This window comes from Burkholderia sp. MSMB0856, from assembly GCF_001524645.2.
Taxonomy (GTDB): Bacteria; Pseudomonadota; Gammaproteobacteria; order Burkholderiales; family Burkholderiaceae; genus Burkholderia; species Burkholderia diffusa.
On record NZ_CP013428.1, the window covers coordinates 1,934,084 to 1,945,879 of the forward strand.

The following is an 11,796-nucleotide window of genomic DNA, read 5'->3' on the forward strand; positions in this document are numbered from 1 at the left end:
GGACCGATATTAAAACAGAATCATCTCCTTATGGCTGATCCCTAGAATCACCTCATGGATCGCGTCGGGACTGGCCTGGCGCGCACGCCCGGACCCAAAAACATGAAACAGACAGAGACTCAGCAGCAGGCCGCGTACGACTATCACGAGTTTCCGACCCCGGGGAAGATCTCCGTCGTCGCCAGCAAGCCGCTCGTGACGCAGCGCGATCTCGCGCTCGCCTACACGCCGGGCGTCGCCAGCGTGTGCGAGTCGATCGCCGCCGAGCCGCTGAACGCGCATCGCTTCACGAGCCGCGGGAATCTGGTGGGCGTCATCACCAACGGCACCGCCGTGCTGGGTCTGGGCAACATCGGCGCGCTCGCGTCGAAGCCGGTCATGGAAGGCAAGGCCGTGCTGTTCAAGAAGTTCGCGGGGATCGACGTGTTCGACATCGAGATCAACGAGACCGATCCGGACAAGCTCGTCGACATCATCGCCGGCCTCGAGCCCACTTTCGGCGGGATCAACCTCGAAGACATCAAGGCGCCCGAGTGCTTCACCGTCGAGCGCAAGTTGCGCGAGCGCATGAAGATTCCGGTCTTCCACGACGACCAGCACGGCACCGCCATTACCGTGGCCGCCGCATTCATCAACGGGCTGAAGGTGGTCGGGAAGTCGATTTCCGAGGTGAAGGTCGTGACGTCGGGCGCCGGTGCCGCGGCGCTGGCCTGCCTGGACCTGCTCGTCGACCTCGGGCTGCCGGTCGCGAACATCTGGGCGACGGATATCGAAGGCGTCGTCTACCGCGGCCGCACCACGCTGATGGATCCCGCCAAGGAACGCTTCGCGCAGGAAACCGACGCGCGCACGCTCTCCGAAGTGATCGGCGACGCCGACGTATTCCTTGGGCTGTCGGTCGGCGGCATTCTGAAACCGGAGATGCTGAAGGCGATGGCCGCGCGTCCGCTGATTCTCGCGCTCGCCAATCCGACGCCGGAAATCTTCCCGGAACTCGCGCATGCGACGCGCGACGACGTCGTGATCGCGACGGGCCGCTCGGATTTCCCGAACCAGGTCAACAACGTTCTCTGCTTCCCGTACATTTTCCGCGGCGCACTGGATGTGGGCGCAACGACGATCACCCGCGAAATGGAAATCGCCGCGGTTCACGCGATTGCCGGCCTCGCTCAGGAAGAGCAGAACGACATCGTCGCGGCGGCCTATGGCGGCGATGAAGTGTCCTTCGGTCCGCAATACCTGATTCCGAAGCCGTTCGATCCGCGCCTGATCGTTCGCATCGCGCCGGCCGTGGCCAAGGCCGCGATCGAAGGCGGCGTGGCGACGCGCCCGCTCGCGGATCTCGACGCGTATGTCGAGCAGCTGCAGCAGTTCGTCTACCACTCGGGCGCGTTCATGAAGCCGCTGTTCGCGACCGCGCGTCAGCTCGTGCGTGATGGCGGCAAGGCACGCATCGTGTTCACCGAGGGCGAGGACGAGCGTGTGCTGCGCGCGGTGCAGGTCATCGTCGACGAGAAACTCGCGCGTCCGATCCTGGTCGGGCGTCCGGAAGTGCTGCTCGCGCGTATCGAGCGGTTCGGCCTGCGCCTGCGTCTCGGTCAGGATGTCGAAGTGACCAACCCGGAATATGACGAGCGTTTCCCGCAATACTGGACGACGTATTGGGAATTGCGCTGTCGCGACGGCATCTCGAAGGAAATGGCGCGCGTCGAAATGCGGCGCCGCCTGACGCTGATCGGCGCGATGATGGTGCGGCTCGGCGATGCGGACGGGATGATCTGCGGGACGGTCGGCGAGTACCACAATCACCTGCGATTCGTGGACGAAGTGATCGGCAGGAAGCCCGATGCGTCGACCTACGCCGCGATGAACATCCTGCTGCTGAATCAGCGGACGGTCGCGCTGGTCGATACGCACGTCAACGACAACCCTGATGCGGAGCAGATCGCGGAATTCACGATCGCGGCCGCGCGGCAGATGGAGTGGCTGAATCTCTCGCCGAAGGTTGCCCTGCTGTCGCGGTCGAACTTCGGGTCGGGGAGCGCGGCTTCGGGCGTGAAGATGCGCCGGGCGCTGGAAATCATTCGCGCGCAAGCGCCGGATATCGAGGCGGATGGCGAGATGCACGGCGACTGCGCGCTCGACGAGGCGCTGCGGGCACGACTGCTGCCGATGTCGCCGCTGAAGGGTGCGGCGAACCTGCTCGTGTGTCCGAACGTCGATGCAGGGAATATCGCCTATAACCTGCTCAAGACCGAGGCCGGCAGTAACGTTGCGGTCGGGCCGTTCCTGCTGGGCGTCAACGGGCCGGTGAACATCCTCACGTCCAGTGCGACCGTGCGACGGATCGTGAACATGACGGCGTTGACGGTGATCGAGGCGAATCGCAACGCGGCCGTGTAATTGCGGTTGATGCGGGGTCGGCTACGGCCGACCCCATCGGTCAGCGGGTTACGGTCTGCACCACAACCGGCGCGGATATCGCGCTGGCCGACGAGATTCTTCGGACGATCAACGAATCGCCGAATGAAGCGCACGCGAGCAGACACAACTTTCGACATTTGTTGCGGACACAACCTTTCCCGCGCATGACGGCTGCCGGACAGAAGCGGCCATCACGGATTCGATGCCCGCGTTTCGCAAGATCTCCATCAGAAGCACAAGATTTACGGATGGAAGGTTTCACCGCGGTTCAGCATGTCGACGAATTCCGCGATTTTACGCGCCCGTGTTTCCGGTTTTTTCGCATTCTGTATCCGGAACAGGATCGCGTAGCGGTTGCGGCTATTCAGCGTTGCAAAGAACGCCTTGGCTTTCGAATTTGCGTCCAACGCCACCTGCAGGTCGTCCGGCACGGTCGAGTTGCTGGCCGACGTATAAGCAGCCTTCCAGCGGCCGTCCCGCCGCGCCTTCTCGATCTCGCGCATGCCGGACGCGCGCATCCTGCCTGCGGCGATCAGCGCTTCGGCCCGGTCCTTGTTGAGTTTGGACCAGATGCTTTTTGCGGAGCGCGGCGTGAAGCGTTGTAACCAGTACGTCTCGCTCTCAGCCCGTTTTTGGCCGTCGATCCAGCCATGACAGAGCGCGCTTTCCAACGCTTGGTCGTAGGTGACGGTTCGCTGCGTGGCACCTTTTTTCGCCAGACGCAGCCATACTCCGCTCGAAGTGCCGCCGTTTTGCGCCAACCAGCTTTCCCATTCGGTTTGACTGGCAAATGTCAGAGCGCATTCGGTCATGTCACTGTCCAAAATGGTTGAGTACGGGCGCGGGAAACCGTCCGCAGTCCAACAGCGCTTTACGAACAGCAACGTCCGGCTTGTTTGGGTCGGAAGTCATCGCCGGATTTGGCGGCTTCCGACCTCGGCCGATCGAAAACGCGCGCTACAGAACGCGTTCCAACGCGTCAGCAAATCGCCCGACCGCCGCATCGACATCATGCAGCTTGTCGAGCCCGAACAAGCCGATCCGGAACGTCTTGAAATCCGCCGGCTCGTCGCACTGCAGCGGCACACCAGCCGCGATCTGCATGCCGACGTCGACGAATTTCTTGCCGGACCGGATGTCGTCATCGTCCGTGTAGCTCACGACGACGCCCGGCGCCTCGAAGCCTTCCGCCGCCACGCTCCGGAACCCCTTCTCGGCCAGCAACGCGCGAATCCGCGTGCCGAGTTCGAGCTGTTCCGCCCTCACCTTGTCGAAGCCGTACGCTTCCGTTTCCTTGATCACGTCGCGCAGCGTCGCGAGGCTGTCCGTCGGCATCGTCGCGTGGTACGCGAACCCGCCGTTCTCGTACGCTTCCATGATCTGCAGCCACTTGCGCAGATCGCATGCAAAACTGGTGCTGGTCGTCGCATCGATTCGCTCGCGCGCAAGCGGACTCATCATCACCAGCGCACAGCCTGGCGACGCGCTCCAGCCCTTCTGGGGCGCACTGATCAGCACGTCGACGCCGCTCGCCTCCATGTCGACCCAGATCGTCCCGGACGCAATGCAATCGAGCACGAACATGCCGCCGACCGCGTGCACGGCGTCGGCCACCGCGCGCAGATACGCGTCGGGCAACATCATCCCGGAGGCGGTTTCGACATGCGGAGCAAAGACCAGATCCGGCTTGTGTTCGCGAATCGCGGCGACGACCTCCTCGATCGGGGCCGGCGCGAACGCCGCCTGCCTGCCCGGCTCGACCGGACGCGCCTTCAACACGATCGACTCGGACGGAATGCGGCCCATGTCGAAAATCTGCGACCAGCGGAAGCTGAACCAGCCGTTGCGGATGACCAGACACTTCGTGTCCGTCGCGAACTGGCGCGCAACGGCTTCCATGCCGAACGTCCCGCTGCCCGGAACGATCGCCACCGCCTTCGCGTTGTAGACCTTCTTCAGCGCCGCGGAAATATCGCGCATGACGCCCTGAAAGCGCTGCGACATGTGATTGATCGACCGGTCGGTGTACACCACCGAATATTCGAGAAGCCCGTCACGATCGACATCGGGAAGTAAGCCTGGCACGTTCGCCTCCGGTAAAGGATGAACCATGGGATGAGCGCGAGCGGCATTCGCGTAGTGGATACCGCCGCACCGATGCATTTCTGCGCTTGTACCTGAACGATGATCGATTCTAGCGAAAGCCGTCTGACGTCAGGGGATTTTGGTGTGCCGCATGGCGCACTGCGGCAATCGATCACTTCGGCCATCGCCAGGACGGATCCGACAGATGTTCGGCGAAGTAGTCGGACAGCGCGGCAACCTTCGCGGGCCGTGCGCGCGCGGACGGCGTGACGAAGTAGAGGCCACCCCGCGTCAACGACCACTCGGTCAGGATCGCTTCGAGGCGGCCATCGGCCAGATATTCGCCGGCGATGAATTCAGGCAGCTCCGCAATCGCGAGACCGGCGAGCAGCGTCGGCAACAGCGCATCGGCGTTCGTCACGCGCAGCGGACCGTTCGGCATGACCGCCTCCTCGTCACCCGCGTCGTTCGTGAAACGCCACACATCGCTATGCGCCCGATACGCGTACGAGAGACATGGCCGCCCCGCCAGTTCGCGCGGATGCGCGGGCCGTCCTTCGCGCTTCAGGTATGCAGGCGACGCCACCACGTATTGCGTCACTGCACACAACCGCCGGGCCACCAGCGACGAATCCGGCAGCGCGGCGATACGCAATGCGGCATCGAAACCGTCGGCGATCAGGTCAACCGACGCATCCGACAGATGCAAGTCGATCGACACGTCCGGATATGCACGAAAGAAACCGGGCAGCAGCGGCGCGACCCAGCGCAACCCGAACGACATCGGCACCGCGAGGCGCACCAGCCCGCGCGGCTGCACGGCCATCTCGCGCGCGGCACTTTCCGCTTCTTCGGCATGGCGATACACCTCGCCGGCCTTTTCGCAGATCGTCCGGCCGAACTCGGTGAGCGCCAGTTGACGGGATGTCCGGTTGAAAAGTCGTCCGCCCAAACGGTCTTCCAGGCGGGCGACGCCGCGCGAAACGGTCGCCACGGATACGCCCATCGCGCGCGCCGCCGCCGCGAACGATCCTTCCTCGGCGACCTTGGCGAACATCGCGAGCCCTTCGAAGTCAGGCAGCCTGGCCATTTCCCCTCATCTTTTCATTTATGCAACGTTGACTTGCGATCAATTCTATTTCGAAACGAAGGGCGCGTCGATATTCTCCTTACATCGCAGCACGCAACACCGAAACGCAGTCACCCACTCACTGAACGAAAGGAGAAACACCATGGCACGCAAGCTCGACAACAAGATCGCACTCGTCACCGGCGGCACCAGCGGCATCGGCCTCGCCACCGCGCAGCGCTTCGCGGCGGAAGGCGCGCACGTCTACCTGACCGGCCGCCGGCAGGCCGAACTCGATGCCGCGGTCAACGCGATCCGCGAAGGCGGCGGCAACGCGACGGGCGTACGCGTCGACTCCACGAAGCTCGACGAACTCGACGCGCTCTATGCGCAAATCAACGAAGAACACGGGCGCCTCGACGTGCTGTTCGCGAACGCCGGCGGCGGTTCGATGCTGCCGTTCGGCAGCATCACGGAAGAACATTTCGACGACACCTTCAATCGCAACGTGAAAGGTGTGCTGTTCACGGTGCAAAAGGCGTTGCCGCTGCTCGCCGACGGCGCATCGGTGATCCTCACCGGCTCGACGGCCGGCAGCGCGGGCACCGCTGCATTCAGCGTGTATTCGGCTTCGAAGGCAGCGGTGCGCGCGTTTGCTCGCAGCTGGATTCTCGATCTGAAGGAGCGCCGCATCCGCGTGAACACGATCAGCCCGGGCGCAACCCGCACGCCGGGCCTGCTCGACCTCGCCGGCCAGGACGCCGCGCAACGGCAAGGTCTCGCCGATTACCTGGCCGCGCAGATTCCGATGGGGCGCCTGGGCGAGCCGGAAGAGATCGCGGGCGCCGCACTGTTCCTCGCGTCGGACGACGCGAGCTTCGTGAACGGCATCGAGCTGTTCGTCGATGGCGGCCAGCAGCAGATCTGAGCGTGGCGCAGGCGCACCGCCGCCATCTCGACGAAGCGCCCCCGCGAGTCGCGCCGCAGCAGGGGCAACCGGACGACGCCTGCGCCCAAGCGCCATCGGCAAAGCCGATCAGTACCGCTCGGACACACCCGCGATTCCGCGCTCATGCAGTGCGCGGACCAGCCCGGCGCGTACCGTCGCGACGTCCGAAAACGCCGGACGCCGATGCGCAGCGACTTCGGCGGCGGTATAAGGCTTGAAGTCGTGCGGCAGCGCATCGCGGTTCATCGTCGTGAGCACCCAATTCAGCACGTCGGCGAGATCCTCGTCCGACAGCGCCGAATTCGACGCGCCGGGCACGCGCATCACGTACTCGCGTCCCGCCGGCAGATGTGTGAAATAACCGAGCGAATTCGCGAGCGGCGGCACCTTGCCCGGAATGCCGCCGCCCGTCGCCGTGTGGCAGCCCATGCAGTTGAGCACCCAGTGCTGTCGCGCGAGCGTCGCGTCGATCACGCCGTCGGCATGCGCGGGTACGGCAATCGCGAATGCGGCAGTGACCAGCATCGAAGACAGGCACCGTGCCATGAATGAACCGTTCGGGCACGCCGCCGCGCGCCGGCCGCCACGCAAGCGCATGCGCACGGCATTCAAAGCCCCAGCCCCTTCGTCACGACCGCACGCTGCGCATGAACGGCCGTGCCGTCCATCTCGTTCGCGCGCGCCGCGCGAATGTCGGCCGCCGTGAACGGCTTCGCGTCGCCGTGCTTGTCGTTGAGATCGAACACGACATAGTTCAGCACGTTCGCGATATCGTCATCGCTCGCACTCGCGAATGACGGCATCTTGAAGTTGTAGCGCTTGTCGTGCACCGTGATCTCGCCGAACATCCCGTGCAGCAACGTCGCGACGAGCTGCACGCGGCCCGCGTCGGCCGTTGCATACCTGCCCGGATACTCGGTCAGCGGCGGCGCGAGGCCGTCCTGCCCCTTGCCGCCCGCCTGGTGACACACCGCGCACTGCGCATCGAACAGGCTCTTGCCCGCCGGGTAGTGAACGGCCTGCTGCGCATCGGCGAAGCCCGGCAACGCAAAACCCGCGACAGCCGCCACACACGCGACAACGAACTTTCCACCTTGCTTCGTTTTCATTGCTTCGCCGCTCCTAGCAGGACCGAAACTGAACAGTGATAGTTAGAATTTCCGTTCGCCATGCACCAGTTGATGTCGTTGTTCAGCGACAGCTTGTACAGCGGCTTCTCGCGCTCGTTGCGATTGCAGAAGCACTTTCCGCACGATGTCTTGCCGCAGCAATCGTTGTACGACACGATGTAGTCCGACCCGTCGTGCGGGTTGCGGCACGTACCGATCCACGTGATCGGCGATGGCGTCGTGCCCGGCGGGCAACTGCTCGACGTACCGCCGCAGCAGCTGCACAGCCAGCCGTCGATCGCGCAGTATTTCCAGTAATCGCAGCTCATCGGATCGTCGCTCGCACCCGGCGCGGCAGCACCCGAAGCCGCCGATGCGCCCGACGCCGCATCCGCTGCATACGCGGTGCGATCGACGGGCAAGAGCGGCAGCATCGCCGATCCGACCAGCACCTTGCCGAGCTTCGCCATCGCGCTACGCCGCGAACTATGCTGCGCGACGCCGCGCGCCGACCGCTCGAACCATGAATCAAACAGGCTCATGTGGTTGTTCTCCGTTGACGTTGAAAGAGGGTCGGCCGGTCACGCGTGCTGCGCGTGCCCTTCGTGACCGCCATGGTCGTGATCGCCGTGCACGAACTGCTGCAGCGATGCAACGCCACGCTCCTTCGCTTCGAACAGGCTCTCGAGATGCTCGCGGGCGTTGACGAGCCCCTTTGCGCGCACGGCACCGGTGTCGTCGAGCAGCACCGCGTACGGCAGCTTGCCGATCTGATACGCAAGGCCCAGCTCCTGCGACAGCACGTATGGGAAACGTGCGAGGTCGTGCTTCTGTGCGAAGCGCGTGTGTTCGTCGAGATCGCCGTCGCTCGCGAGCACGATGTTCACTGGCGTCGATTCACTCGCCTGCAACGACGGCAACAGCGGCAGCAGTTTCTTGCAGACCGGGCACGTCGGCGACAGGAAGAACAGCAGCGTCGCCTTGCCCGATGCATCGATACCGCCGACCTTCACCTGCGAGCCGCGAATGTCGGTCAGTTCGAACGTCGGCGCGATCGCGCCGACCGCCGGCCCCTTGTCGATCATCAATGCGCCGGCCGGCATGATGCGTTCGTACAGGATGCCGATCTGGCGCACGAGCGCGAGGCAGATTGCGCCGAGCGCGAGAACGGCAACCCACAGCAAGGCCGTGGAAACGGTGAGAGCGGTTTGCATCATGAATTCCTCAGGTGGGAAAGGCGTGGTACGTTGGCGAGCAGCACGTCGACGGTGAGCAGCGCGCAGACGATCAGCAGCACGGAAGAGAGCAGCGTCAGGTAGTCGAACCACACGACCGCGCGGCTGCCCGGTTCGATGAACGCGGTCGCAGTCAGCACGATGAGCAGCAGCACGCGCGCGACATGCAGCCAGCCGATGCCGCGCGGCGCGTCCGCGCGCGCGGCGGCGAAACCGGAGCAGCCGCAGTCGATATCGGTATGGCCGCGCAGGATGTTGATCGCGATGCCGACCGCGAATACGAGCAGCAATGCGATCAAGCCGAGCGCGCCGGTCGTGCGCGTGTCGGGAAACAGCAGCGCCGTGGCGCAGACGGCTTCCGCAAGCGGAATCGCGAATGCGACGGGCGAGGTGAGCGCGTCGGGCAGCAGGCGATAGCCGGCGAGCGCCTGCCGGAACGTCGCAGGCCGGCGCATCTTGGCGAAGGCGCCGAGCAGCACGACGACGGCCGCGCCTGCCTGTGCGCTGGTGGCGAGTACGGGATCGAGCATCATTGCGGCCTCACGGGTTCACGAGCAGCGTCGACGTGCTGCCGATCTGCTTCTCGACGTGCCGCGGCTTGCCCGTTTGCGCGTCCATCACGACGAGATCGGACGTGCCCGTCAGTCCGTAGAACAGCGGCTTCTCGTCCTCGCTGACCTGGATCGACACGAGCGGATCGACATTCAGCTGCGCGAGGTCCCAGCGCGCGACACGCTGTTTCGACTTCAGGTCGTACACCCAGACCTGCGTGCCGGGATCCTTGTGTGTGCCGTCGCCGCCCTTGTGCATCAGCACGTAGTAGCGGTTCTGCCCGACCTGCACGGCCGTCTGCTGCATGCCGCCCGGGCGCCAGCCTTCGGCGCGCTCGGCGTCGCTCAGCAACGACCACGACTTGCCGAACGTCGGCTTGTCGCCGCTGAAGTCGGCGCTGCGCACGTTGCCGTGGTACGTCGTGAATAGATAACCGCCGTGGTAGCGCGAAGCGTTGATGAAGGCCGGATCATTTTCGACGTCGATGAATGCGTCGGACATCGTGCGCTTCACCTCCTTGCCGTTGGCGTCGAGTGTGACGGTGAGCGCCTTGCCGCTCTCACACAGCGCGGTGAAGCGATCGTTCCCCGACGGATAGGCGAGCACGCATGCCGCGGTGTCGATCTCCGACAGCACTTTCCTCGACACCGCATCGATCACCGTCACCGACGCGGCCGGCGTGATGTTCGCGATGTACAGCAGCTTGCCGTCCGCGCTGAACGCCGTGTTGTACGGCGACGGCACGTGCTGCCCATGCTTCGCCGGAATCACGATCTCGCCTGCGTGGTCGAGCGTCGTGTTGTCGGTTATCTCGACGACGTCGGTGCGCGTGCCGTGCGAGCCGCGCGAGAAATAGGTCGTCGCAACGAAGCTCGTCTTGCGGTCGGGCGAGATCGCGAAGCCGGGCGCGAAACCGCCGTCAATCTGACCGAGCAGCTTCTTCGCATCGGCGTCGTACACGAAGATGCGCCCGTCGGTCATCGTCGGCATTGCGATATCGACGACGTACACCTCGTGCGGATGCCACGGCGGCATCTTCTGCACGACCAGTTCCTCGGGCTTTTCCGTCGCGTATGCGCTGCCGGCCCACGCCGCCGCGAACGCCAGCGTCGCCGCGAAAGCCGCGGTGCGTCGCCTTGTTCTCATGTCGCCTCCAGTTGGGATTCACGTTATGTGGGGCGAATGTAGTTCGACAATAAATCCGCTCAGCACCCGTACCGGCAACGCGTGCGTGCCGATTCGGGATATTGGAAAACCGCCTGAAAGGCACCCGAGGTCGACATCTTCCGCCCCCTCCAAAACCCCACGGAAATAGCGCTCATCCGTATTGCACCGACCGTGCGGTCGGTTTAATCTTGCGCGGTCCGAACGACCGCCGGAGGCGCCATGCTCGTGTTTCATCAGATGTTCGACGACGCGGACCGGCATGCCGAGGCGCTGCGCGGTTGGGACCAGCGCTACGACCAGATCGGCTCCGGCTCGTATCGCAGCGCGGTCAAGCAAGTGGAGCTCGACGGCGTGCAACTGTTCCAGGAAGCGGCGAACGTGCGGGTCATCCAGCGCGGGCGCCTGCCGCACGGCCATACGGTGTTCGGCATGCCGCTCACCGGCTCGGGCACCTTCGCATTCGGCGATGCGCGCATCGAGGGTGGCACGATCGTATTGGCGCGCGGCGGCTCGCCTTTCGAACTCCATTCGCCCGACGACATGTCGCTGATCGGCGTGGTCGTCGATTCCGAGCTGATGCAGCAAATCGAGGATGCTGCCGATCTCCGGCTCGACGAGCGCGCGCTGCGGCGCGGCGTCGCCGACGTGCCGGTCGCCGCGCGCGAACGCGCGAGCGTGCAGCTCGCGACGCTGCTCGAACGCGTGCTGTCGGCGCCCGATACGTTCGACACGGCGCGTGCGCAGTCCGTGCTGCGCAGCGATGTCGCGAACGTGCTCGTCGATCTGCTCACGTATCGAATGCCCGAGCCTTTGAATCGTCTGACGCATGCGTGCCATGCCGACATCGTGCGGCGCGTGCACGACTACGTGATCGAGCACCCGGAGGCGCCCGTCGACATCCTGAGCCTGTGCACGCAGTTGCGTGTGAGCCGGCGCACGATGCAGAACAGCTTCCAGTCGGTCGCGCAGACCGGTCCGCTGAACTACACGCGCTCGCTGCGCCTCGCGCAAGTGCGGCGCCTGCTGCTCGATACACGGCAATCCGACCTGCCGATCAGCGAAGCGGCCGCGCGCTGGGGGTTCATCCACCTCGGGCATTTCGCGAAAGCGTACAAGGCCCAGTTCGGCGAGCTGCCTTCGACGACGGCGCGCCGGACGGTGCGCGGCGCAAAAACGCGCTGAACACCCGCAAAACCCGCGATAATC

Annotated in this window: 12 protein-coding genes; 3 read left to right on the top strand and 9 right to left on the bottom strand. The window is 64.6% G+C overall.

Features of this window, described 5'->3' with window-relative positions:
* Nucleotides 1-102: 102 nt before the first annotated feature.
* On the top strand, nucleotides 103-2,403 hold the full coding sequence (locus WS87_RS26285; RefSeq protein ID WP_059534353.1) for an NADP-dependent malic enzyme: 2,301 nt from the start codon (nucleotides 103-105) through the stop codon (nucleotides 2,401-2,403).
* A gap of 263 nt (nucleotides 2,404-2,666) precedes the next feature.
* On the opposite strand, the gene WS87_RS26290 is transcribed toward WS87_RS26285, so the two are convergent.
* The 3 genes from WS87_RS26290 to WS87_RS26300 form a co-directional block, all read right to left on the bottom strand.
* Nucleotides 2,667-3,236, bottom strand: coding sequence for a YdeI/OmpD-associated family protein (locus WS87_RS26290; RefSeq protein ID WP_059819524.1), 570 nt, complete (start codon nucleotides 3,234-3,236; stop codon nucleotides 2,667-2,669).
* A 145-nt stretch (nucleotides 3,237-3,381) separates the two neighbouring features.
* Entirely contained in the window at nucleotides 3,382-4,509 is a 1,128-nt protein-coding gene (locus tag WS87_RS26295) for an aminotransferase class V-fold PLP-dependent enzyme (protein ID WP_059819706.1), read from the bottom strand.
* A 172-nt stretch (nucleotides 4,510-4,681) separates the two neighbouring features.
* Entirely contained in the window at nucleotides 4,682-5,599 is a 918-nt protein-coding gene (locus tag WS87_RS26300; RefSeq protein ID WP_059819525.1) for a LysR family transcriptional regulator, read from the bottom strand.
* 142 nt (nucleotides 5,600-5,741) lie between these two features.
* Between WS87_RS26300 and WS87_RS26305 the strand changes: the two genes are divergently transcribed.
* Entirely contained in the window at nucleotides 5,742-6,506 is a 765-nt protein-coding gene (locus tag WS87_RS26305) for an SDR family NAD(P)-dependent oxidoreductase (protein WP_059702324.1), read from the top strand.
* Nucleotides 6,507-6,614: 108 nt separating this feature from the next.
* Here the strand turns inward: WS87_RS26305 and WS87_RS26310 are convergent, their stop codons facing one another.
* From WS87_RS26310 to WS87_RS26335, 6 genes are read right to left on the bottom strand one after another with little or no spacing between them, the layout of a single operon-like run.
* Nucleotides 6,615-7,124 (bottom strand): c-type cytochrome, encoded by a 510-nt coding sequence (locus WS87_RS26310; RefSeq protein ID WP_082750675.1) that lies wholly within the window; start codon nucleotides 7,122-7,124, stop codon nucleotides 6,615-6,617.
* Between the two features lie 11 nt (nucleotides 7,125-7,135).
* On the bottom strand, nucleotides 7,136-7,636 hold the full coding sequence (locus WS87_RS26315; protein WP_059819527.1) for a c-type cytochrome: 501 nt from the start codon (nucleotides 7,634-7,636) through the stop codon (nucleotides 7,136-7,138).
* Nucleotides 7,633-8,178: a methylamine dehydrogenase light chain gene (locus WS87_RS26320; protein WP_059819528.1), complete on the bottom strand. Its 546-nt coding sequence runs from the start codon at nucleotides 8,176-8,178 to the stop codon at nucleotides 7,633-7,635. The genes WS87_RS26315 and WS87_RS26320 overlap by 4 nt, the downstream gene beginning before the upstream one ends.
* 39 nt (nucleotides 8,179-8,217) lie before the next feature.
* A complete protein-coding gene (mauD, locus tag WS87_RS26325) occupies nucleotides 8,218-8,853 on the bottom strand; it encodes a methylamine dehydrogenase accessory protein MauD (RefSeq protein ID WP_059819529.1) in 636 nt (211 codons plus the stop codon).
* Nucleotides 8,850-9,404 (bottom strand): MauE/DoxX family redox-associated membrane protein, encoded by a 555-nt coding sequence (locus tag WS87_RS26330; protein WP_059819530.1) that lies wholly within the window; start codon nucleotides 9,402-9,404, stop codon nucleotides 8,850-8,852. Before WS87_RS26330 ends, mauD begins: the two co-directional genes overlap by 4 nt.
* A gap of 7 nt (nucleotides 9,405-9,411) precedes the next feature.
* A complete protein-coding gene (locus tag WS87_RS26335) occupies nucleotides 9,412-10,569 on the bottom strand; it encodes an amine dehydrogenase large subunit (protein WP_059819531.1) in 1,158 nt (385 codons plus the stop codon).
* 240 nt (nucleotides 10,570-10,809) lie between these two features.
* On the opposite strand from WS87_RS26335, the gene WS87_RS26340 reads away from it, so the two are divergent.
* A complete protein-coding gene (locus tag WS87_RS26340) occupies nucleotides 10,810-11,772 on the top strand; it encodes a helix-turn-helix domain-containing protein (RefSeq protein WP_059819532.1) in 963 nt (320 codons plus the stop codon).
* The last annotated feature ends 24 nt before the right edge of the window (nucleotides 11,773-11,796 follow it).

Excerpts from the sequence above, each read along its gene's own strand:
- WS87_RS26300 (WP_059819525.1), bottom strand. The coding sequence starts at position 5,599 with ATGGCCAGGCTGCCTGACTTCGAAGGGCTCGCGATGTTCGCCAAGGTC.
- WS87_RS26335 (WP_059819531.1), bottom strand. The coding sequence starts at position 10,569 with ATGAGAACAAGGCGACGCACCGCGGCTTTCGCGGCGACGCTGGCGTTC.
- WS87_RS26330 (WP_059819530.1), bottom strand. The coding sequence starts at position 9,404 with ATGATGCTCGATCCCGTACTCGCCACCAGCGCACAGGCAGGCGCGGCC.
- WS87_RS26290 (WP_059819524.1), bottom strand. The coding sequence starts at position 3,236 with ATGACCGAATGCGCTCTGACATTTGCCAGTCAAACCGAATGGGAAAGC.
- WS87_RS26310 (WP_082750675.1), bottom strand. The coding sequence starts at position 7,124 with ATGCGCTTGCGTGGCGGCCGGCGCGCGGCGGCGTGCCCGAACGGTTCA.
- WS87_RS26340 (WP_059819532.1), top strand. The coding sequence starts at position 10,810 with ATGCTCGTGTTTCATCAGATGTTCGACGACGCGGACCGGCATGCCGAG.
- WS87_RS26315 (WP_059819527.1), bottom strand. The coding sequence starts at position 7,636 with ATGAAAACGAAGCAAGGTGGAAAGTTCGTTGTCGCGTGTGTGGCGGCT.
- WS87_RS26305 (WP_059702324.1), top strand. The coding sequence starts at position 5,742 with ATGGCACGCAAGCTCGACAACAAGATCGCACTCGTCACCGGCGGCACC.
- WS87_RS26285 (WP_059534353.1), top strand. The coding sequence starts at position 103 with ATGAAACAGACAGAGACTCAGCAGCAGGCCGCGTACGACTATCACGAG.
- WS87_RS26320 (WP_059819528.1), bottom strand. The coding sequence starts at position 8,178 with ATGAGCCTGTTTGATTCATGGTTCGAGCGGTCGGCGCGCGGCGTCGCG.
- mauD (WP_059819529.1), bottom strand. The coding sequence starts at position 8,853 with ATGATGCAAACCGCTCTCACCGTTTCCACGGCCTTGCTGTGGGTTGCC.